This window comes from Pedococcus sp. P2_E5, from assembly GCF_056403895.1.
In genome coordinates this window covers 1-20,159 of record NZ_JBFUEP010000002.1, presented here as the reverse complement: position 1 = coordinate 20,159, position 20,159 = coordinate 1, and the positions used below count along the sequence as shown (strand labels likewise).

The following is a 20,159-nucleotide window of genomic DNA, read 5'->3' as shown; positions in this document are numbered from 1 at the left end:
TGGTTACCAGCAGTAAGTTGGCGACCTTGCCCACATGCTCAGCTGCGCTGGTAGGGGGCGACGACGACCTCGACCCGCTGGAACTCCTTGAGGTCGGAGTACCCGGTCGTGGCCATCGCCCGGCGCAGCGCCCCGATGAGGTTGCTCTTGCCGTCGGCGGTGCGACCCGGGCCGAACAGGATCTGCTCGAGGGGCGCGAGGGCTCCGACCTCGACGCGCTCGCCACGTGGCAGCTCGGGGTGGTGTGCCTCGGATCCCCAGTGGTGCCCGCGGCCAGGGGCGTCGGTGGCGCGCGCGAGCGCAGCTCCGAGCATCACGGCGTCGGCGCCGCAGGCCACCGCCTTGACGATGTCGCCGCTGTCCCCCATGCCGCCGTCGGCGATGACGTGGACGTAGCGGCCACCCGACTCGTCGAGGTAGTCGCGGCGGGCCGCTGCAACGTCGGCGATCGCGCTCGCCATCGGCGCGTGGATGCCGAGCGTGCGTCGCGTGGTGTGCGCCGCTCCCCCGCCGAAGCCCACGAGGACACCGGCGGCACCGGTGCGCATGAGGTGCAGCGCCGCGGTGTAGGACGCGGCCCCGCCGACGATGACGGGGACGTCGAGCTCGTAGATGAACCGCTTGAGGTTGAGGGGTTCGGCGCGGCCGGACACGTGCTCGGCGCTGACGGTCGTGCCGCGGATGACGAACAGGTCGGCCCCCGCGTCGACGACGGTCTTCCAGAACTGCTGGGTGCGCTGCGGGCTGAGCGCTCCGGCTGCCGTCACCCCGGCTTCGCGCACCTGGCGCAGCCGCTCGGTGATCAGCTCGGGCTGGATCTCGGCCGAGTAGATCTCCTGCATCCGCGCGGTCGCCAGGGCCGGGTCGAGCGTGGCGATCTCGGCGAGCAGCGGGGTCGGGTCGTCGTAGCGGGTCCAGAGACCCTCGAGGTCGAGCACGGGCAGACCGCCCAGCTTGCCGAGCGCGATGGCGGAGTCGGGGGACATCACCGAGTCCATCGGCGCCGCGATGACCGGGATGTCGAAGTGGTAGGCATCGATCTGCCAGCCGACGGACACGTCCTCCGGGTCGCGGGTGCGCCGCGAAGGCACCACCGCGATGTCGTCGAAGGAGTAGGCCCGACGGCCGCGCTTGCCTCGGCCGATCTCGATCTCAGTCACCGGGCAAGGCTATCGGGAGCCGAGACCGGTGGTGCGACATCGGTGCGCGCTTGACGTCCCGTCGCCGAGTGAGGGGGCGGCCGGCGACGGGACGCCCTTTATCGTCACAGCGACCGTGGCCGGCCGGTTGCAACGACGTACCTGGCGATCCCCCCTGCCCGAAACGCTGTAGCGCTCGTGTCGTCACCCTAGGTTGCCCGCGCGCCCCGCGACTCAGCCAGATTGCGTATACCTGCCCTGCACGGGCGCGGGAGGTGAGCGCGGCTACGAGCGGGCTGCTGCGGAGGCGCTCACCAGGCCGTGACCGAAGAAGGAGGTCCACCCGTCGGAGCCGCCGTAGCACCTGAGCCGTTCGTCAGCGGATCCGAGCGGCTCCCAGTCCGCAGGGCAGGCCAGCGGTGTCGCGCCGCGCTCCAGGGCTGCCTTGACGGCGCTGGGCGACCAGCCGGGGTGACGCTGGACGATCAGCGCCGCGACGCCCGTCGCGTGCGGTGCCGCCATGGAGGTGCCGTTGAGGTACACGTAGGTCGCCCCGTGGTCGATGACCGTGATCCCGGGGAAGACCGCCTCGAGCGGGTCGAACCCCGCCCAGATGTCGCTGTCCGGCGGGACGGCTCCCAGGATCGCGTCCTGGACGGTTCCGGTGGCGGAGAAGTAGTCGCCACCGGGGGCCGCGACATCGCCGCCCACGCTGGAGTAGTCCGCGATGTTCCTCGTGTAGCCCGGGTAGCCGACCGGGCCGGTGGCCGAGACCGTGACGGCGCCCGGCAGCTCAGCCGGCAGCACCCGGCAGCTGTTGTGGACCACCCGCTCGATGGGGGTGTCGTCAGGCCCGTCAGGACTGATGACGTCCAGGACCGGGTGCCTGAGGTCGGCCTGCTCGTTGCCGTTCGACGCCACGATGAGAACACCCCGCTGGCGGGCGTACTGCGCAGCCGAGGCGATGTCGGCCGCGAGGGCCCGCTGCTGGGCGTCGTTCCCGCAGTAGTACAGGTAGGGGTCGGCGAACAGGCTCAGGTTCACCACGTCGAGGCGCAGGTCACCGGCGGCCCGCAGTGCGTCAGCGACGGCGTAGGCGAAGCAGTAGCCCGGCATCGTGCAGGCCTTGAGAGCGACGATGGTGGCCTTCGGCGCGATCCCGGCGATACCGATGCCGTTGACGGGGGCCGCGATCTCGGAAGCCACGTGCGTGCCGTGGCCGGAGCGGTCGTAGACCGCCGTCTTGTTGGTGCAGTCGCCGTTGCTCGCCTCGGTGACTTCAGCCAGCCCGGCGAGGATGGCGGGGTCGTCGCTGCGGATGAAGGAGCAGGACGAGGCCAGGTCGAGGTTGGGCACGATGTCGGGGTGGCGGAAGTCGATGCCGGAGTCGATGACGCCGACCCGCACTCCGGAGCCGTCCGCCAGCGCCCGGGTCGCGTCGTCGGCGCCGATCAGCGCCATGTCCCACTGGCAGGCGGCCAGGGGTTCACTGCTGGGAGCGGCGAACACCCCGTCCCACAGGTCGTGGCAGATCGCGGTCAGCTCACCGGTCGTGGCGGCTTGGGTGCGCTGGGTGGCTCCCACGGCGGTGCCGGTCAGAGCGGTCGTGGCGAGGGCGACCGCGGACAGCGCGGTCAGGAGTCGCCGGTGGGATGTGCGCATGGTCCACCTCCGGGCAGGGTGCCCCCGCGCGTCGAGGGCACGACCACGCTAGGGCGACCCCCGCGCCCGTGGATCGAGCAGAACGCGTAGGAGGCGTGCACCGGGTGGTCGCCACCCGGCATACCTCGGCTTGCTGGCTCGGGTCGGCCGGGTCGGTCAGCGACCGCTGTAGTTGGGGGCCTCGACGGTCATCTGGATGTCGTGCGGGTGGCTCTCCTTGAGGCCCGCCGAGGTGATCCGCACGAACCTGCCGCGCGCCTTGAGCTGGGGGATGGTCGGTGCGCCGACGTAGAACATCGACTGCGCGAGACCGCCGACGAGCTGGTGCACGACGTTGCCGAGCGGGCCGCGGTAGGCCACCTGGCCCTCGATGCCCTCCGGCACGATCTTGTCGTCGCTGGCGACGTCGGCCTGGAAGTAGCGGTCCTTCGAGAAGGACTTCTTGCCGCGCGAGGCCATCGCCCCCAGCGACCCCATGCCGCGGTAGGACTTGAACTGCTTGCCGTTGACGAAGATCAGCTCACCGGGGCTCTCCTCGCAGCCGGCGAGCAGCGAGCCGAGCATGACGGTGTCGGCTCCGGCGACGATGGCCTTGGCGATGTCACCGGAGTACTGCAGGCCGCCGTCGCCGATCACCGGGACACCGGCCTGGCGGCAGGCGAGCGAGGCGTCGTAGATCGCGGTCACCTGGGGCACGCCGACCCCGGCGACGACGCGGGTGGTGCAGATCGAGCCCGGGCCGACGCCGACCTTGACGGCGTCGACGCCTGCGTCGACCAGGGCCTGGGCGCCTGCGCGGGTGGCGACGTTGCCGCCGATGACCTGGACGTGGCGCGTGGCCGGGTCGGTCTTGAGGCGACGGACCATGTCGAGCATGAGGCGGGCGTGGCCGTTGGCGGTGTCGGCGACGAGGACGTCGACCCCGGCTTCCACGAGGGTGGTCGCCCGCTCCCACGCGTCGCCGAAGAAGCCGATGGCAGCACCGACGAGGAGCCGGCCGTGGTCGTCCTTGCTGGCGTGGGGGAACTGCTCGGACTTCACGAAGTCCTTGACGGTGATGAGCCCCGCGAGTCGGCCCTGGTCGTCGACCAGCGGCAGGCGCTCGCGCTTGTGCTGGCGCAGGAGGGCAGTGGCGTCCTCGCGGGAGATGCCGACCGCGCCAGTGACGAGGGGCATCGGCGTCATGACGTCGCGGACGCGCGTCGTCGCCCACTCGGCGACCGGCGTGAATCGCAGGTCGCGGTTGGTGATCATGCCGAGCAGGTGGTCGCCCTCGTCGACGACGGGCAGCCCGGAGACGCGGTACTCACCACACCGGCGGTCGAGGTCCTCGAGCGTGGCGTCGGGGCCGATCGTCACCGGGTTGCTGATCATGCCGGTCTGGGTCCGCTTCACGAGGTCGACCTGGTAGGCCTGGTCCTCGATGGAGAGGTTGCGGTGGAGGATGCCGATGCCACCCTGACGGGCCATCGCGATCGCCATGCGCGACTCGGTGACCGTGTCCATCGCCGCCGAGACGAGCGGGATGCGCAGGGACAGCTCGCGGGTCAGCCGCGCGGTGGTGTCGACGTCAGAAGGGATCACGTCGGTCTCGCCGGGCAGCAGCAGGACGTCGTCGTAGGTCAGACCCAGCTTGCCGAACGGGTCGTGCTCCTCGGGCTCGGGAGCGGACTCGACAGCGGGATCCGGGGCGGGGGCCGCAGCGGACTCCTGCAGGCGCCGACGGTCTTCGAGGTCCACACCAAGGCTCATTGTCCAATCGTAACGGGCGCCGACCCCACCCCCGGACGGACCTCCCGAACCGCCCGAAAGCGGGCCGCCGCGGCTCCGTCCAGCATGCGGGACAACCCGCGTCCGTCCCCGCGGCCTTGAACAAGTCCTTACGTTCCAGCCCTGTTTCCGCAGGTCACAGGGCGGTAGCGTCCCAGACGTGCGGCAGAGTGCCGCGGGGAGAAGAGGCACGACATGGCTGAGTTGTCACGGCTTCCAGGACCCGTAGCCGACTTGTGGGAATGGCAGCTCGACGGTTCGTGTCGCCAGATCAACCCAGAGGTCTTCTTCCACCCCGAGGGCGAACGCGGGCCGGCCCGCCGCTCCCGGGACAGCCAGGCCAAGGAAGTCTGCCTGGCCTGCCCGGTTCTCAAGCAGTGCCGGGAGCACGCCCTGCGGGTTCGCGAGCCCTACGGCGTCTGGGGCGCGATGACCGAGGACGAGCGCGAGGCCTACTACGCCGGCCACGCCGTCCCCGCCGCCAGCTGAGCGACGCCACCAGCTCAGCGACCTAGACTCGGCTGCGTGAGCAGCCCGGTCGAGGTACCCATCCGTGACGAGTCCATTCGGCTCGGGCAGCTGCTCAAGCTCGCGGGCGTCGTCGACGACGGCGCCATGGCGCGGTCGGTCATCGAGCTCGGCGAGGTCACCGTCGACGGCGCGGTCGAGGTCCGTCGCGGCGCCCAGGTGCGCCCCGGCCAGACCGTCGGGTATGCCGGTCAGCGGCTGACCGTGGTCAGCGACGCCTGAGCTCGGAGCTCAGTCGGAGACGACGAGCAGGGCGCGCAGCATGTCGCGGGTCTGGGTGCTGACCGGCCACGAGTCCCTCGCCATCCAGTCGACGGTGAACCGGTCCGCGCAGACGCTGCTGAGCTCGACGAGGCGGTCGTCCTCGGTCGTGCCCCGCACCACGAAGAGGGAGCTGCCCGCCGTGCAGGTGCTGGCAGGGACCAGGCTCGAACCGGCCTTGGCCAGGTCGGCGTTGAGCTGCGCGAGCTGTGGGCCGCCCATGACGCTGGCCCGGATACCGCGGTAGCGCGGCACCTTCGTGAGCATCGGTCGTGGGTGCAGGCACGCAGTGGCCGCCTTCAGCACGGTCCCCCGCGGCAGGCTCGGTGGGGCGACGCTCGGCGCCGTTCGGGTCCTGCCCAGGATCGAGGGGCACCCGAGGAAGGCGGCGCCCGTGTTGCCGGGCCCGGCTCCTTCGTCGGCCGACTGCTCCGCCAGCGCGACGTAGTAGCTCGCCAGAGCCGGCCAGCCGTTGCAGGCCAGACCCTCGTTGGCGTAGGTCGTCATGGTGCCGTCCTTGCCCTGCAGCACCATGCGGAAGGCTGGCCCCTGCGGGAGGTCGGCGCACTCGGCTCCGCTCGTGCGTGGCTGCAGCGTCAGGGCATCGACGGCGAGCGGGACGCTGACAGGGGCGTCGGGCGGCAGCGAGCCCGCCCAGACCGACCCCTCGTCGGTCTGGGCGCACACGAGGACGGCGGCGACGGTGATGCTGAGCGGCTGACTGGGCACGACGGGCGGTGTCGGCGGCCCGAAGGACGTCCGGCAGGCCAGTGCCACCGGTTGCGGCAGCGGCGGGGTCGGGACCACCCCGTCGCCCCCCTGGCGCGAGACCAGCCCCCCGACCACGGCCACCACCGCCAGGCCAGCAGCGGCGAGGGCCCACCCCCGCGCACCGCGCAGCCACCCGGCATACGACCTCGGCGGGTCGACGAGACCGTTGACAGAGGGGTCCTGCGGCGGCAGCCCCGCGAGGGTCGCACGCAGACCCTCCTCGTCGAGGGCGAGCACCGCGCCGACGGTCGCCAGGGCATGCAGGCGGTGGCGGTGCACCGCGGCGACGCCGTCGTCGAGGGCGTCGGCGATCTGGGCCTCGCTGAGGCCGTCGAAGGACCACAGCACGAGGATCGCGCGTTCGCGGCGGGACAACCCTGCGAGCGCGGCGAGCACGACCGCCTTGGTGGGAAGGGGCGAGGCAGTGCTTCGCGGCCCCGGTTCGGCGCGGTCGTCGTGGCTGCGGCGAAGCGGCCGACGCCTCAGGTAGCTCGCCATCAGCGACCTGCGCAGCTCCGCGTCGTAGGACCCGGCGCCGACCTCGGACAGGTGGTGCCACTGCGGCCAGCTCCGGGCGAGCGTGGCGCGGACGAGGGTCTCGGCGCCCCGCTCGTCGCCGACCAGGAGCCACGCGGTCCGCAGCAGGTCGGCGCCCCGCGCCACGACGTACTCGTCGAAGCTGGGGGGTTCGGCGAACCGATCCGCCATGGGCCACCTCGCTCTGCGCCACCCCGCTTCCCGCATCGTATGCCGCGGGAGCGCGACGAAGGCCCGCCCCCCGCAGTGGGAGACGGGCCTTCGTGGGGTATGCCGCGCTGCTCAGGGCCGCGCGTCAGCCGGGTTCCTGGTCAGGAGACTCGGTCAGTGACCGTGGCCGTGACCGTGGCCACCGGCGGACTGGCCGTCCTCGTCTTCCTTCTTCTCCACGACGAGCGTGTCGGTGGTGAGCACCATCGACGCGATCGAGGCGGCGTTGACCAGCGCGGAACGAGTGACCTTGACCGGGTCGATGACGCCGGCCTTGATCAGGTCGCCGTACTCGCCGGTCGCGGCGTTGAGGCCGTTGCCTGCGGTGAGCTCGCGCACCTTGGAGACGGCGACGTAGCCCTCCATGCCGGCGTTCTCGGCGATCCAGCGCAGCGGCTCGGCCGAGGCCTTCTTGACGATCAGCGCACCCGTCGCCTCGTCGCCCTCGAGGTCGAGGTCGTCGATGACGGTGGAGGCGTGGACGAGGGCGGAGCCGCCACCGGCGACGATGCCCTCCTCGATGGCCGCGCGAGTCGCCGAGATGGCGTCCTCGATGCGGTGCTTCTTCTCCTTGAGCTCCACCTCGGTGTGGGCACCCACCTTGATGACGCAGACCCCACCGGCGAGCTTGGCGAGGCGCTCCTGGAGCTTCTCGCGGTCCCAGTCGGAGTCGGTGCGCTCGATCTCGGCCTTGAGCTGGTTGACCCGGCCGGTGACGTCGTCGGGGTTGCCGGCGCCGTCGATGATCGTGGTGGTGTCCTTGGTGACGACGACGCGACGGGCCTGGCCCAGCACGTCGAGGTCAGCCTGGTCGAGCTTGAGGCCGACCTCCTCGGAGATGACCTGGCCACCGGTGAGGGTCGCCATGTCCTGCAGCATCGCCTTGCGACGGTCGCCGAAGCCGGGTGCCTTGACCGCGACCACGTTGAACGTGCCGCGGATCTTGTTGACCACCAGGGTCGACAGCGCCTCGCCGTCGATGTCCTCGGCGATGATCAGCAGCGGCTTGCCGGTCTTGACGACCTTCTCCAGCACCGGCAGGACGTCGGCGATCGCCGAGATCTTGCCCTGGTTGATGAGGATGTAGGCGTCCTCGACCACGGCCTCCATGCGCTCTGCATCGGAGACGAAGTAGGGCGAGATGTAGCCCTTGTCGAACTGCATGCCCTCGGTGAACTCGAGCTCGGTGGTCGCCGTCGACGACTCCTCGACGGTGATGACGCCGTCCTTGCCGACCTTGTCGAACGCCTCGGCGATGGTGGAGCCGATGCTCTCGTCCTGGGCGGAGAGCGCGGCGACCTGGGCGATCTCTTCCTTGCCCTCGATCTCGCGCGCGGTCTCGAGCAGCTTGGCGCTGACGGCCTGGACCGCTGCGTCGATGCCGCGCTTCAGGCTGGCCGGGGCGGCACCTGCGGCAACGTTGCGCAGGCCCTCCTTGACCATGGCCTGGGCGAGCACGGTGGCCGTCGTGGTGCCGTCACCCGCGATGTCGTTCGTCTTGGTGGCGACCTCCTTCGCGAGCTGCGCGCCGAGGTTCTCGTAGGGGTCCTCGAGCTCGATCTCACGGGCGATGGTCACGCCGTCGTTGGTGATCGTGGGGGCGCCCCACTTCTTGTCGATGACGACGTTGCGGCCCTTCGGGCCGAGCGTCACCTTGACCGCGTTCGCGAGCGCGTCAACGCCGCGCTCCAGCGACTTGCGGGCGGAGTCGTTGAACTCCAGCGTCTTAGCCATGAAAGTCCTTCTCTAGCAATCGGGTTCAGGAGGGATTTAAGGCAACGTGCCCTGTATGCCGGCAGGCCGGCATACAGGGCACGTCACTCACGCGGTGCGGATGCTCAGCCGACGATGGCGAGGATGTCGCGGGCGGAGAGGATGAGGTACTCCTCGCCGCCGTGCTTGATCTCGGTGCCGCCGTACTTGCTGTAGATGACCCGGTCGCCGACGGTGACGTCGAGCGGGACGCGGTTGCCGTTGTCGTCGATCCGGCCGGGACCGATCGCGAGGACCTCGCCCTCCTGGGGCTTCTCCTTCGCGGTGTCCGGGATGACGAGGCCAGACGCGGTGGTCTGCTCGGCCTCGACGGACTTGACGACGATGCGGTCTTCGAGCGGCTTGATGGAAACCGACACGATGATGACCTCCCCTTCGGGAATGTCGAAGATGGACAGGTGGATGGTGCTGGTCGTGCTGTGGTGCTCTTGGTACGGAGTTCACGGCCCGGCGGTCGCCGTCGCGGGGATCGACCGACTGGCTGCGTTAGCACTCGGCGAACCGGAGTGCCAACGCAAATCTAGGCTCGCGGTTAGCACTCGGTCAACTCGAGTGCCAGAGTTTGGCGGCGCGTTCGCCACGAGCGGACGAGCGACGCGGGAGCGGACGACAAACCAGTTGCCGAGTGGGGTCGGTCGCGGCAGGGTCAACCGGGTGACCGACACCCCCGAGACTGCCGCGACCGACACCCCCGAGACCTCTGCCGCACTGACCTCTGCCGCGCTGCTGCGGGCGTACGACACCCAGCTGCGGGAAGAGGCGGAGGTGCCCTCGTCCCTGGCCACCGACCGGCTCGGCCCCCTCGTGCTCGCGACGTTCATGGGCGGGCGGGGGTTCGTCACGTATCGCACCCTCGACACCGACGCCGGGGCGGCCACCGAGGACTCGGTCGCACGCCTGGTGGAGCAGGCCGTCCAGCACTACGAGGCAATGCCCGAGATCACCCGGGTCGAGTGGAAGTCCCGGGGCCACGACCACGCTCCGGGCCTGCACGAGGCCCTCGTCGCCCACGACTTCACCCCCGACGAGCCGGAGTCGATCATGATCGGCGAGGCCCACCTGCTGGCCGTCGACGTCGAGCTGCCCGAGGGCGTGGTGGTCCGCCGGGTGACCGACGAGGGCGACGTCCGGGCCATGTGCGCCATGCAGGCCGAGGTGTTCGGCGACGACGAGGACGAGGCCAGGGACCACGCGGACCAGATCCTGCACCGGCTGCGGACTCGCGACGACATGGAGATGTGGGTGGCCGAGCACGACGGCCGGATCGTCAGCGCCGGGCGCCTCGAGCCGGTCGCGGGCACCGAGTTCGCCGGTATCTGGGGCGGCGCGACCCGACCCGAGTTCCGCGGACGGGGGATCTACCGGGCCCTGACGGCCGCCCGGGCCCGCTCGGCCATCGGCCACGGGAAGCGCTACATCAACAGCGACTCGACCGAGTTCTCCAGGCCGATCCTCGAGCGCTCCGGCTTCGTCAAGGCCTCCACGACCACGCCCTACGAATGGCGCCGCGGCTGAACCGGGCACAACCAGACGGCGGTGGCGTGCGTCTGTGTGGATGAGGGCCCGGCCGGGGTCCCAGACACGACCGGGGGGGTCGGCGTCGACGACCCTGGTGCCGAGGCCCAGCCGCGTCGCGATCCTTTCCGACGCGCACGCCACGAGCCACACAGCGGTCGACTTCCACGCACTCGTCGCGGCTCCGGCCGTGACGGCCACGCTCGACAGCGTCGGCACGCTCGATGCCGGCGCGGCACGGCTGGCCGGCACCTACTCGTGCAGCGGCAGCGGTGCAGTCACCGTGTCGATCGCCGGATCGCTGGCCCAAGGGGCGGATGTCACCGGCATCGCGCTGGGGCCGTCTGCACCCACGAGACGGCGCGCGGCCCGGTCACCCTTTCCTCGGGGGCCTGACGAGCGGTCGCGGGTCCCAGCCCGCGGTCGGGGCGCAGGGACCCGCGACCTCGGCACGCGGCATACGCAACAATGCCCGGCATGGATCTGGCCCTGCTGCGACGGCTGACCACCGGCGAGGGCTGGGGTCTGCTGCAGTCCCTCCCGCCGTACGACGAGTCGGGTGCCCTGGGTCTGCAGCAACGGTTGCGGGCGGCGGGGTTCGACCCCGACCTCGTCGCAGCCGCCCTCAACCAGGCCCGGCTGCGGGCCAAGGCGCACGACAAGTTCGGCGAGTTCGCCCGCGGCATGGTGCTCACCTCCGACGGGCTCGAACAGGCGACCCGGCTGGCGGTCGCGGCCCAGCACGCCCAGCGCTTCCGCGCCGCAGGCATCCACACCGTGCACGACCTGGGGTGCGGCATCGGTTCGGACGCCATGGCGATGGCGGGACTCGACCTGCGGGTCAGGGCCATCGACGCCGACGAGGTCACCGCGGGGATCGCGGCGGTGAACCTGCGGCACTGGCCGGACTCCACGGCATACCAAGGGTTGGTGGAGGAGTTCACCGCACCCTCCGGTGAGGGCGCGCGCGGCGTGGGGGCGTGGCTCGACCCGGCGCGGCGCACACCCGGCGTCGCGGACGTGAGCGGCCGCACCCGGAGGATCTTCAACCTCGCCGAGATCTCCCCCAGCTGGACCACCGTCCAGGACGTGGCCCGCGCGCTCCCGGCGACCGGGGCCAAGCTGAGCCCGGGCTTCCCGCACGCGGCACTCCCCCCTGGCGCCGAGGCGCAGTGGACGTCCTGGGAGGGCGACGTCGTCGAGTGCGTCGTCTGGTGGGGACCACTGGTGCGGACGGCTGGGCGCACCGCGGCCCTGCTGCGCGCCGCGGGGCCCGCCGTGGTCGTGACCGAGGCCGACGGCGACGGTACCGCTCCCCCGCTGCAGAACCTCGCCGCCGTGGGTGGCTGGCTCTACGAACCCGACAAGGCGGTGCTGCGTGCCGGTCTCGTCGGAGCGCTGACGGCCGCGACCGACGGGGCAGAGCTGGACGCCGGCGTCGGCTACGTCGGGTCGAGCCGGTCCGTCGACGTCCCCTTCGCCAAGCGGTATGCCGTGGTGGAGGCGATGCCGTTCAACGTCAAGGCGCTGCGTGGCTGGCTCCGCGACCACGGCATCGACCGGCTGACCATCAAGAAGCGCGGCGTCAGCGTCGACGCGGACCTGCTGCGTCGCCAGCTGAGACTGCCCGCGAAGGGGCACAACGAGGCGATCGTGATCCTCACGAGGGTGCGCAGCAACCAGGTGGCGATCATCGTCCGACCGGCCTGACCGACCCCGCCCCCGGTTCGATGTGAACACGCCGGGGATCAGCGGCGCGTTGACCTCGAACGGCGGAGAAATAGAGCGCGCCAACCGGAGGCAACCGGACGCACTCCCCGTCAAGCGGTGCCCGAACACGCCGGCAGTTGGCCCTGCGCCGTTACCATCTCGTATCCTCGGCGGCGATGCCTTCCCCTCACACCACCGGCTCCGGCCGCCACCGCGCCACCAGGACTCGCCGCACCGCGATCCTGTCGGGCCTCTGGCGACGCCCCAGCCACCGGTCTGCGCTCAAGGGCCTCGGCGTGGCCGCCTCGGCGCTCGGCGTGGCCACCGCCTTCGCGGCCCCGGCGTCGATCCCGGCCCTCGAGCTGACGTCGGCACAGGTTCGGCCCCCCGTCGAGGCGCGAGCCGAGGCCGTCTCCGCACCCGCCAGGGTCACGCGCTACGGCGTCATCGGGTTCACCGCGCAGGCCGAACCGACCCCGAGCCGCAAGACCAGCACGCCGCCGGCGGCGGCTCGCACCAGCACCGCCGTCTCGCGCAACACCTCGCGCGCGGGCCTGTCCAACATCGGCGGCATGACTCCCAACGCGATCGCCGTCATCAACGCGGTCAAGCAGCAGTTCCCCGGGTCCGGCCCGTTCGGTGGCTACCGCGCGGGTGACCCCGGAGACCACGGCACCGGTCACGCCGTCGACATCATGTGCGGCACGACCGAGGGCAACGAGATCGCCAGCTTCCTGCAGGCCAACGCCGGCACGCTGAACATCAAGTACCTCATCTGGCGTCAGCGCATCTGGTACCCCGGCGGCACGTGGCAGGGCATGGCCGACCGTGGCAGCCCCACGGCCAACCACTACGACCACGTGCACGTCTCGGTCCTCTAGGTCAGTTCCGGCTTCACCCTCCCCCGGTTCGATGTCAACGCGCCGGGGATCGTCGGCGCGTTGACATCGAACGAGTCAGAGCTCCGGGTCGCGCTGCGCGCCGCGGTGCTGCACCGCCACCGCTCCCGCCTCGCTCGCTGCCCTGACCGCCTCGGGCCGCGTGGCTCCATCGGCGAGGGCGGCCGCCAGTGCCCCACAGAACGCGTCGCCGGCACCCGTGGTGTCCACGACGTCGGCCTCGTCGACGGGTATGCCGTCCGACCGCTCCCCGTCCCAGCTGCACCCAGCTGCGCCGAAGGTCACCAGCACGGAGGTGGGCGCGGCGTCGCTGTCGGCCAGCTGGAGCGCCTCGTGCTCGTTGACCACCAGCGGGTCGGYGAGGGCCACGACGTCGCGCGGCAGGGCGGCATACGGGGCGGCGTTGACCACCACGCGCGCCCCGCGCCCGTGGGCGGCGCGCGCAGCAGCCGCGACGGTTCGCAGGGGCACCTCGAGCTGGATCAGCAGGACGTCGCCAGGTCCGAGGTCGGCAAGGTGGTCCGGCAGGTCGTCGGCGGTGACGTGGGCGTTGGCGCCGGGGATGACCACGATGGAGTTCTCGCCCTCGTCGTCGACGGTGATCCAAGCCTGTCCGGTGGGACTGGCGTCGACGATGCGGACCCCGGAGACGTCGATGCCGCGGGACGAGAGCCGGCGCAGGTAGGCCCGGCCAGCGTCGTCCGACCCGACAGCGCCGACGAGCCTCACCAGCGCGCCGGCTGCGGCCGCTGCCACGGCCTGGTTGCCGCCCTTGCCACCCGCGAACCGGTGCAGTGCACCCTCGGCGAGGACGGTCTCGCCAGGGCCGGGGTGCCGCTCGACCGCAGCGACGAGGTCGACGTTGAGCGACCCGAGGACGACCACGAGCCCCATCAGCGCATCCCTCCGCTGACGGTGTCGAGCCACAGGGTCGCGTAGCGCTGGGCGTCCACCTCGAGGCAGACGTCGATGGTGGACCGTGCCGGGCCGTGCGGATCGTGGGCCAGACCCCCGGACCAGTCCCGCGGGTCGACGATCGTGCGTCCGCGGGACCACGTGCCGGCGAGCTCGACGCGCACCGGGAGCCGCTCGCGTCGCACCCCGGCCGGCTCCAGTACGGCGCAGACGGCCCCCGCGTCACCGATCGTCGCGTCCGGCGACCCGAACCGCTCGCACTGGAACTCGATGAGGCGCCCGGCCAGCTCTGCCGCGTCGTGGCCCCCCGGTGCCGCCAGGGTGCGGGCCGTCTCGAGCGTGATCCGCGGCGCGTAGAAGACGTCCAGGCCGTACATCGTGATCGGGATGTCGAGATCGGCACAGGCATCGAGCACCACGGCCGCGGCCTCCGGGTCGTGGAAGACGTTGAACTCGGCCGAGGCCGTCGCGTTGCCGACCTGGGCCGCCCCGCCCATGAAGACGATCTCGCGAATCCCCTTGGCAACACCGGGATAGGTGCGCAGGAGCAAGGCGATGTTGGTGAGCGGTCCGAGTGGGACGAGAGTGACCCGGTGGGAGTCGTCGGCGTGCCCGGCAGCCTCCAGGAGCACGTCGCGGAGCAGCTCGACGGCGTGGCGGGAGTCCGGCGAACGCTCCGACCTGGCCCAGTCGAGGTCGCCCATCCCGTCCTGACCGTGGACGTGCCTGGCGTCGACCGGATCCTCCAGCAACGGGCGTTCGGCTCCCCTGGCCACCGGGACGTCTGGGCGGCGGGCCGCGTCGAGCACCGTGAGGGTGTTGGCCACGACGGCGTCCACCGCCGCGTTGCCCCCCACGCACGTCACGGCCCGCAGGTCGAGCGCGGGGTGCAGGGCTGCGAGCAGCACCGCACAGGCGTCGTCGACCCCGGTGTCGACGTCCAGGACGACGGGAATGGCCATGCAGCGATCCTGCCAGAGGCCGGGTGGTGACAGCCCGGTGCGGGTTTCGCCGGGGCCGCGGAGGCGGGGTAGGTTCCGTGCGTGACTGCTCATCCGGCGCGCCACGCCCGCGTCCTCCTGACCGGACTGGCAGCGCTGGCCCTGACCACGACGGCCTCCTGCGACTCGGGCACCCCGGGGGCGGCCTCCACGGCCACCGACTCGAGCACCTCGTCCAGCAGCTCCTCGTCGGCACCGCCGAGCTCGAGCTCCTCCTCGCCCAGCTCCACGACGACCTCCGCCGCACCGACGTGCGGCGAGCAGCTGGCCGGCGCGATGACCCCGGCCCAACGGGCGGGACAGCTGCTGATGGTCGGGCTCCAGCCCACCGGCAGCTCGCGCGCGCTCGCCGCCCAGGTGAAGAAGCAGGGTCTGGGCGGAGTCATCTACCTGGGCGGGTGGTCCGGTGGCGCCGCGTCGATGGCGACCATCTCCAAGCGACTGCAGGCCGCCGGGGACGGTCTGCTGGTCGCTGCCGACCAGGAGGGCGGCCAGGTGCAGCAGCTGCGGGGGTCGGGCTTCACGCGCATGCCCTCCGCCCGTACCCAGGCACAGTCGAGCGTCGCCAGCGAGGAGAAGAACGTCGAGGCCTGGGCTCTGGAGCTCAGGAAGGCCGGCGTGAACATCAACCTGGCCCCGGTCGCCGACACCGTGCCCACGTCACTCGGGGCAGCGAACCAGCCCATCGGCCGCTACCGCCGCGACTTCGCCCCCGGTTCGCCGTCGACCAACGCGAGGTATGCCGCGGCCTTCGTCCGTGGGACCCTCGCCGCCGGCATCGCGCCGACCCTCAAGCACTTCCCGGGACTCGGCCGCATCACCGGTAACACCGACGTGACCAGCAGCGGCATCACCGACCGCACGGCCGACGCCGACGATCCCTACCTCGCCCCGTTCGCGGCAGGGATCGCCGCCGACGCGCCGATCGTCATGGTCTCCTCGGCTCGCTACCCCAAGCTCGACCCCGACAACCAGGCGATGTTCTCCAAGGCCGTGGTCAGCGGGCTGCTGCGCGACACGATGGGCTTCAAGGGCGTCGTGATCACCGACGACGTGGGCGCAGCCAAGGCGGTCTCTGCCGTCCCGGTCGGTCAGCGCGCGACACGCTTCATCGCGGCCGGTGGCGACATCGTCCTCACCGCCAGGGCGTCGCAGGCGCCGGTCATGCTCAAGGCGATTGCCGTCAAGCGAGCCGCCAGTCCGGCCTTCGCGGCCCAGGTGGACGCGGCCGCAGCGCGGGTCCTCGACCTCAAGGCCGACCTCGGCCTCGTGAAGTGCGGCTGACCTGCCGGGTCACCCCCTAGGACTGGACGAGGGTCACCGGCATCGAGGAGTCCGCGGGCAGCGCGAGGTCGGACGGCGCGCGTCCCTTGAGCACCATCTGCGCACCCAGCGAGGCGACCATCGCACCGTTGTCGGTGCACAGGCCGGGTCGGGGCACCCGCAGGGTGATGCCCGCCGCGTCGCAGCGCTCCTGAGCCATGGCGCGCAGCCGGCTGTTGGCGGCGACGCCACCGCCGATCTGGAGGTTCATCACGCCGTGCTCCTTGCAGGCCAGGACGGCCTTGCGGGTCAGCACGTCGGTGACCGCCTCCTGGAACGACGCAGCGACGTCGGCCACGGGCACCGGCTCCCCTGCCGCCTCGCGGGCCTGCACCCAGCGGGCCACCGCGGTCTTGAGCCCGGAGAACGAGAAGTCGAACCGGTAGCGCTCCATGTCGCGCCCCGTCGTGAGCCCGCGGGGGAAGTCGATCGCGAGCCGGTCCCCCTCGCGTGCCATCCGGTCGATGTGCGGCCCACCGGGGAAGGGCAGCCCGAGGACTCGCGCCACCTTGTCGAACGCCTCGCCGGCCGCGTCGTCGATCGTCGACCCCAGCGACTGGATGTCGTGCGTGACGTCGGGCACGAGCAGCAGCGACGAGTGCCCACCCGAGACGAGCATGGCCAGGGTGGGTTCGGGCAGCGGACCGTGCTCGACGATGTCGACGGCGACGTGGGACGCAAGGTGGTTGACGCCGTAGAGCGGGACACCCAGCGCGACCGCCAGCGACTTGGCGGCGGCCACCCCCACCATCAGCGCGCCGGCCAGGCCGGGCCCGGACGTCACGGCGATCGCGTCCAGGTCGCTGAGCCGGATGCCTGCCTCGCGCGTGGCGCGTTCGATGGTCGGGACCATGGCCTCGAGGTGCGCGCGGCTGGCCACCTCGGGCACCACCCCGCCGAACCTCGCGTGCTCGTCGACACTGCTGGCGATCGCGTCGAAGAGCAACGTCTCGCCACGCACGATGCCCACGCCCGTCTCGTCGCAGGACGTCTCCAGGCCGAGCACGAGCGGCTGGTCCGCCTTCCTCGATGCGGTGCTCACCGCGCTACCTCCCTGAGGGTCAGCCGCATCACGTGGGCGTCCACGTCACCGGGCTGGTAGTAGCGGCGACGGACGGTCATCAGCTCGAATCCCCTTGAGTCATAGAGCTTTCGCGCGGCTTCGTTGTCGGCCCGCACCTCCAGCATGAGGTATGCCGCGTGGTCGGCCTGCGCCCGCGTCACCAGCTCCTCGAGAAGCCGGCGGCCGAGCCCACACCCCTGCGCGCGGGGCGCGACGGCCATGGTCATCACGTCCGCCACCTCACCGCCGAGGTCGACTCCGGCATAGCCGACGACCGCTCCCTCGGCATCCTCCTCGACGACATAGGAACGTCGGGGGCGTGCAGCCAGCTCGGACCACAGGCTCGCCGGCGTCCAGGCGTCGTCGGGGAACAGCTCGCGCTCCAGGGCCGTCACCGGCTCGATGTCGGTCCAGTGCAGGTCGCGCATGGTCGTGGCCGTCGTGGTCATGCCTTGCCGCGTTCCGCGAGGGTCAGGGCGTCCGGGCGGCGCAGGTAGAGCGGTTCCACGGGCAGGTCGATGCCATCGTCAAGGCGTTGCAGGGCAAGGTCGCTCAGCACGCCGGCCGACACCTCGAGCACACCGACGGGCTGGGGGAAGAGCTCGGGGTAGAGAACCGGCCCACGGCCCGCCGTCGGCAGGGCTCGAATCTCGTCCGGCAGCTCGGCGGGGCGCGCGACGGCAGGATCGGTGAGGCGTGCCGCTCGATCCTGCTCGGGGCGGCTCGGGTCGACCCGGTAGCGGGCCCAGTAGACCTCCTTGCGCCGCGCATCGGTGGCCACCACGAACTCGCCCTCCCGGACGTGCTCGACCGCCTGCTGTGCCAAGGCGTCAAGGCTGCAGACACCGTGCACGGGGATCCCCAAGGCGTGCCCGAAGACCAGTCCGCTGACGATGCCGACCCGCAGACCGGTGAAGGGGCCGGGGCCGTTGCCCACGACCACGTCGGTCACCTCAGCGGAAGACACCCCCGCCTTGGCCAGGAGGTCGCGCATGAGGGGTGCGACGCTCTCCGTATGGCCCCGCGGGTCGTCGGACCCGCCGAAGGCCCAGCGGGAGCCGGCGGAGACGTTGACGCTCACGGACGTCGAGGTGTCGATGGCCAGGACGACGCGGCTCATACCAATGCCTCCAAGGTGGTCAGGTCAACGCCGTCCCACCGGGACCCGTGGGTGGAGAGACGGGCGGTCCGCGAGTGCTCGCCCTCGAGCACTACCTCGATGCGGTCCTCGGCGAGGTCCTCGGCCAGGCCGTGGCCCCACTCGACGACGGTGACCGAGTCCTCCAGTGCCGTGTCGAGGTCGAGGTCGTCGAGCTCGGCGAAGCCCCCGAGACGGTAGGCGTCGACGTGCACGAGCGCCGGACCCCCCGCCAGCGACGGATGGACGCGGGCGATGACGAAGGTCGGTGAGGTGATCGGACCCCGCACCCCCACGCCCTCGGCGAGGCCCTGGGTCAGCGTCGTCTTGCCGGCCCCGAGGCCGCCGGTCAGGACGACGAGGTCGCCCGCATGCAGGACCTGCCCCAGCCGGACGCCCCAGGCCCGGGTGTCCTCGGCAGTGGGCAGATCGGGGCTGACGAGGTCAGGCACGGCTCTGCCCGCGTCGCGCCTTCGCGACGAGGCGGCGCTTGGCCAGGTCGGTGACGGTGCGCCGGACCCGTGGCTTGCGCGCGACCTCGATGCCTTCGGCCGCGGCGCGCATCCCGCGCTCGATGAGGCCCTCGAACTGCTCGTTCAGGACCTCGGGGTGCTCGAGCATGATGATGTGCCCGGCCTCCTCGATGACCACGTGCTCGGCGCCCGGGATGAGGCGGACGATCTCCTCGCTGTGGTCAGGAGGAGTGAGCACGTCGTGAACTCCGTTGAGCACCAGCACCTCCACGCCGTGGAAGTGTACGAGCGCGTCGCGCTTGTCGTGCTGGTCGAAGGTCGGCAGGAAGTCCGCCATCACGTCGAGCGGGGTCGCGAAGATCATGTCGGCGGTCAGCCGGACCGCGACCGGTGGCACCGGCGACGCGAAGCTCAACCGCTCCACGAGGAACTCCTCGATGTCGCGGCCGGCGCGCRGGGCGGTCCGGACCAGCCCGGGCCGGGACGAGAGGCGGTCCAGGACGCCCGGACCGAACCGGCCCACGAGCTTGCCGAAGTACTGACCGAAGCCGAGCGACACCAGCTGGGCGCCGCCCGCGCTGGTGGCGACGAACGCCGTCGCGACGACGCGGTCGCGGATCAGGTCAGGGTGCTGGTCTGCGAGGGCCATCGTCGTCATGCCGCCCATCGAGTGACCGACGAGGACGAGCTGACCCTCGGGCGCCGCCTCCTCGATGACCCGGTGCAGGTCGCGGCCGAGCTGGTCGATGTCGCAGGAGGCCTCGCTGCCGCGCCCCGAGCGCCCGTGTCCGCGCTGGTCCCAGGCGACCACGCGGTGGCCGTCCGCGACGAGCGCCTTGCGCTGCAGCACCCAGCTCTCGAGGCTGAGGCAGAAGCCGTGCGAGAACACCACCGTCGGCTTGTCGGGACCGGCGGCGCCCGGTGCCGGTTCGTCGATCTCGACGTGCAGGGGCACGCCATCGTCGGCGACGACCACGAGCTCCTTGTCGGGCGTGTGGGCGTAGGCGCCGACGGGAGCCAGCACGGACAGGCGTGCGTGGCGCTCCTTGCTGACCCGGCCAGCCGCGATGCCGGCAGCGGTGGCGACGCCGGCGGCGGCCAGCCCGATCCCGAGACCGGCGAGGCTGCGGTTGGTGGGGCTCACTGCTCACCCCCCAGGTAGACCCGCGGCACCCTCGCGCCGACACGCGTCACGATCTCGTAGTTGATCGTGTCGATCGCCGCGGCCCAGTCCTGCGCCGTCGGCTCCCCGGCCACGCCGACGCCGAACAGGACGGCCTCGTCCCCCGCCTGCGCACTGCTGTCGGGACCAAGGTCGAGCACGAACTGGTCCATGCAGACTCGTCCCGCCACGGCATACCTGCGGCCGCCCACCTGCACCGGTCCCACACTGGTGGCGTGCCGCGGCACGCCGTCGCTGTAGCCCATCGGCACCAGACCGAGCTTGGTCTGCTGCGTCGTGGTGTAGACG

General features: G+C 71.7%; 21 protein-coding genes. 7 read left to right on the top strand and 14 right to left on the bottom strand.

Going from position 1 to position 20,159, the window contains the following annotated elements; genetic code table 11:
* Positions 1-38 precede the first annotated feature (38 nt).
* The 3 genes from AC1DVZ_RS00880 to guaB all read right to left on the bottom strand — a co-directional run bounded on the left by AC1DVZ_RS00880 (position 39) and on the right by guaB (position 4,553).
* Complete coding sequence (locus AC1DVZ_RS00880) at positions 39-1,160, bottom strand: GuaB3 family IMP dehydrogenase-related protein (RefSeq protein WP_477616295.1); 1,122 nt, start codon at positions 1,158-1,160, stop codon at positions 39-41.
* A gap of 264 nt (positions 1,161-1,424) precedes the next feature.
* On the bottom strand, positions 1,425-2,801 hold the full coding sequence (locus AC1DVZ_RS00875; protein WP_477616294.1) for a S8 family peptidase: 1,377 nt from the start codon (positions 2,799-2,801) through the stop codon (positions 1,425-1,427).
* Positions 2,802-2,957: 156 nt separating this feature from the next.
* Positions 2,958-4,553: an IMP dehydrogenase gene (gene guaB / locus AC1DVZ_RS00870; protein WP_477616293.1), complete on the bottom strand. Its 1,596-nt coding sequence runs from the start codon at positions 4,551-4,553 to the stop codon at positions 2,958-2,960.
* Positions 4,554-4,766: 213 nt separating this feature from the next.
* On the opposite strand from guaB, the gene AC1DVZ_RS00865 reads away from it, so the two are divergent.
* Both AC1DVZ_RS00865 and AC1DVZ_RS00860 read left to right on the top strand, forming a co-directional pair.
* Positions 4,767-5,060: a WhiB family transcriptional regulator gene (locus AC1DVZ_RS00865; RefSeq protein WP_056923260.1), complete on the top strand. Its 294-nt coding sequence runs from the start codon at positions 4,767-4,769 to the stop codon at positions 5,058-5,060.
* Positions 5,061-5,096: 36 nt separating this feature from the next.
* The gene (locus tag AC1DVZ_RS00860; RefSeq protein WP_477616292.1) at positions 5,097-5,321 is read left to right on the top strand and encodes an RNA-binding S4 domain-containing protein; all 225 of its coding nucleotides are present in this window, start codon (positions 5,097-5,099) and stop codon (positions 5,319-5,321) included.
* A 9-nt stretch (positions 5,322-5,330) separates the two neighbouring features.
* Here AC1DVZ_RS00860 and AC1DVZ_RS00855 read toward each other — a convergent pair whose 3' ends face one another.
* The 3 genes from AC1DVZ_RS00855 to groES all read right to left on the bottom strand — a co-directional run bounded on the left by AC1DVZ_RS00855 (position 5,331) and on the right by groES (position 9,010).
* Positions 5,331-6,839, bottom strand: a complete 1,509-nt coding sequence (locus AC1DVZ_RS00855) for an RNA polymerase sigma factor (RefSeq protein ID WP_477616291.1) — start codon at positions 6,837-6,839, stop codon at positions 5,331-5,333.
* Positions 6,840-6,992: 153 nt separating this feature from the next.
* Positions 6,993-8,612 carry a chaperonin GroEL gene (gene groL / locus AC1DVZ_RS00850; RefSeq protein WP_477616290.1) on the bottom strand — a complete coding sequence of 540 codons (1,620 nt, stop codon included), beginning with the start codon at positions 8,610-8,612 and terminating at the stop codon, positions 6,993-6,995.
* A 104-nt stretch (positions 8,613-8,716) separates the two neighbouring features.
* Positions 8,717-9,010 carry a co-chaperone GroES gene (gene groES, locus AC1DVZ_RS00845; protein WP_056916628.1) on the bottom strand — a complete coding sequence of 98 codons (294 nt, stop codon included), beginning with the start codon at positions 9,008-9,010 and terminating at the stop codon, positions 8,717-8,719.
* A gap of 349 nt (positions 9,011-9,359) precedes the next feature.
* Between groES and AC1DVZ_RS00840 the strand changes: the two genes are divergently transcribed.
* From AC1DVZ_RS00840 to AC1DVZ_RS00825, 4 genes are all read left to right on the top strand, one after another.
* Positions 9,360-10,166, top strand: a complete 807-nt coding sequence (locus AC1DVZ_RS00840) for a GNAT family N-acetyltransferase (protein ID WP_477616392.1) — start codon at positions 9,360-9,362, stop codon at positions 10,164-10,166.
* 97 nt (positions 10,167-10,263) lie between these two features.
* Complete coding sequence (locus AC1DVZ_RS00835) at positions 10,264-10,671, top strand: hypothetical protein (RefSeq protein ID WP_477616289.1); 408 nt, start codon at positions 10,264-10,266, stop codon at positions 10,669-10,671.
* Positions 10,644-11,876 (top strand): class I SAM-dependent methyltransferase, encoded by a 1,233-nt coding sequence (locus AC1DVZ_RS00830; protein ID WP_477616288.1) that lies wholly within the window; start codon positions 10,644-10,646, stop codon positions 11,874-11,876. Before AC1DVZ_RS00835 ends, AC1DVZ_RS00830 begins: the two co-directional genes overlap by 28 nt.
* A 176-nt stretch (positions 11,877-12,052) precedes the next feature.
* Positions 12,053-12,757, top strand: coding sequence for a VldE C-terminal domain-containing protein (locus tag AC1DVZ_RS00825; protein ID WP_477616287.1), 705 nt, complete (start codon positions 12,053-12,055; stop codon positions 12,755-12,757).
* Positions 12,758-12,832: 75 nt separating this feature from the next.
* On the opposite strand, the gene AC1DVZ_RS00820 is transcribed toward AC1DVZ_RS00825, so the two are convergent.
* Positions 12,833-13,669 carry a ribokinase gene (locus AC1DVZ_RS00820; protein WP_477616286.1) on the bottom strand — a complete coding sequence of 279 codons (837 nt, stop codon included), beginning with the start codon at positions 13,667-13,669 and terminating at the stop codon, positions 12,833-12,835.
* A complete protein-coding gene (locus AC1DVZ_RS00815; RefSeq protein WP_477616285.1) occupies positions 13,669-14,652 on the bottom strand; it encodes a nucleoside hydrolase in 984 nt (327 codons plus the stop codon). The genes AC1DVZ_RS00820 and AC1DVZ_RS00815 overlap by 1 nt, the downstream gene beginning before the upstream one ends.
* A gap of 81 nt (positions 14,653-14,733) precedes the next feature.
* Here AC1DVZ_RS00815 and AC1DVZ_RS00810 point away from each other — a divergent pair, with 81 nt between their 5' ends.
* Complete coding sequence (locus AC1DVZ_RS00810) at positions 14,734-15,975, top strand: glycoside hydrolase family 3 N-terminal domain-containing protein (RefSeq protein ID WP_477616284.1); 1,242 nt, start codon at positions 14,734-14,736, stop codon at positions 15,973-15,975.
* Positions 15,976-15,991: 16 nt separating this feature from the next.
* Here the strand turns inward: AC1DVZ_RS00810 and tsaD are convergent, their stop codons facing one another.
* The 6 genes from tsaD to AC1DVZ_RS00780 form a co-directional block, all read right to left on the bottom strand.
* Complete coding sequence (tsaD, locus tag AC1DVZ_RS00805) at positions 15,992-17,056, bottom strand: tRNA (adenosine(37)-N6)-threonylcarbamoyltransferase complex transferase subunit TsaD (protein ID WP_477616283.1); 1,065 nt, start codon at positions 17,054-17,056, stop codon at positions 15,992-15,994.
* Positions 17,053-17,526, bottom strand: a complete 474-nt coding sequence (gene rimI / locus AC1DVZ_RS00800) for a ribosomal protein S18-alanine N-acetyltransferase (RefSeq protein WP_477616282.1) — start codon at positions 17,524-17,526, stop codon at positions 17,053-17,055. The genes tsaD and rimI overlap by 4 nt, the downstream gene beginning before the upstream one ends.
* Positions 17,523-18,197 (bottom strand): tRNA (adenosine(37)-N6)-threonylcarbamoyltransferase complex dimerization subunit type 1 TsaB, encoded by a 675-nt coding sequence (gene tsaB, locus AC1DVZ_RS00795; protein ID WP_477616281.1) that lies wholly within the window; start codon positions 18,195-18,197, stop codon positions 17,523-17,525. The genes rimI and tsaB overlap by 4 nt, the downstream gene beginning before the upstream one ends.
* The gene (tsaE, locus tag AC1DVZ_RS00790; protein ID WP_477616280.1) at positions 18,194-18,667 is read right to left on the bottom strand and encodes a tRNA (adenosine(37)-N6)-threonylcarbamoyltransferase complex ATPase subunit type 1 TsaE; all 474 of its coding nucleotides are present in this window, start codon (positions 18,665-18,667) and stop codon (positions 18,194-18,196) included. Before tsaE ends, tsaB begins: the two co-directional genes overlap by 4 nt.
* On the bottom strand, positions 18,660-19,832 hold the full coding sequence (locus tag AC1DVZ_RS00785) for an alpha/beta fold hydrolase (protein ID WP_477616279.1): 1,173 nt from the start codon (positions 19,830-19,832) through the stop codon (positions 18,660-18,662). Before AC1DVZ_RS00785 ends, tsaE begins: the two co-directional genes overlap by 8 nt.
* Positions 19,829-20,159 (bottom strand): alanine racemase (locus AC1DVZ_RS00780; protein WP_477616278.1); only part of this gene is annotated, 331 nt, incomplete at its 5' end. The genes AC1DVZ_RS00785 and AC1DVZ_RS00780, both read right to left, overlap by 4 nt.

Bases quoted from the DNA above. Each gene is read 5' to 3' on its own strand.
- AC1DVZ_RS00875 (WP_477616294.1), bottom strand. From the start codon at position 2,801: ATGCGCACATCCCACCGGCGACTCCTGACCGCGCTGTCCGCGGTCGCC.
- guaB (WP_477616293.1), bottom strand. From the start codon at position 4,553: ATGAGCCTTGGTGTGGACCTCGAAGACCGTCGGCGCCTGCAGGAGTCC.
- AC1DVZ_RS00865 (WP_056923260.1), top strand. From the start codon at position 4,767: ATGGCTGAGTTGTCACGGCTTCCAGGACCCGTAGCCGACTTGTGGGAA.
- AC1DVZ_RS00855 (WP_477616291.1), bottom strand. From the start codon at position 6,839: ATGGCGGATCGGTTCGCCGAACCCCCCAGCTTCGACGAGTACGTCGTG.
- groL (WP_477616290.1), bottom strand. From the start codon at position 8,612: ATGGCTAAGACGCTGGAGTTCAACGACTCCGCCCGCAAGTCGCTGGAG.
- AC1DVZ_RS00830 (WP_477616288.1), top strand. From the start codon at position 10,644: ATGGATCTGGCCCTGCTGCGACGGCTGACCACCGGCGAGGGCTGGGGT.
- AC1DVZ_RS00825 (WP_477616287.1), top strand. From the start codon at position 12,053: ATGCCTTCCCCTCACACCACCGGCTCCGGCCGCCACCGCGCCACCAGG.
- AC1DVZ_RS00815 (WP_477616285.1), bottom strand. From the start codon at position 14,652: ATGGCCATTCCCGTCGTCCTGGACGTCGACACCGGGGTCGACGACGCC.
- rimI (WP_477616282.1), bottom strand. From the start codon at position 17,526: ATGACCACGACGGCCACGACCATGCGCGACCTGCACTGGACCGACATC.
- tsaB (WP_477616281.1), bottom strand. From the start codon at position 18,197: ATGAGCCGCGTCGTCCTGGCCATCGACACCTCGACGTCCGTGAGCGTC.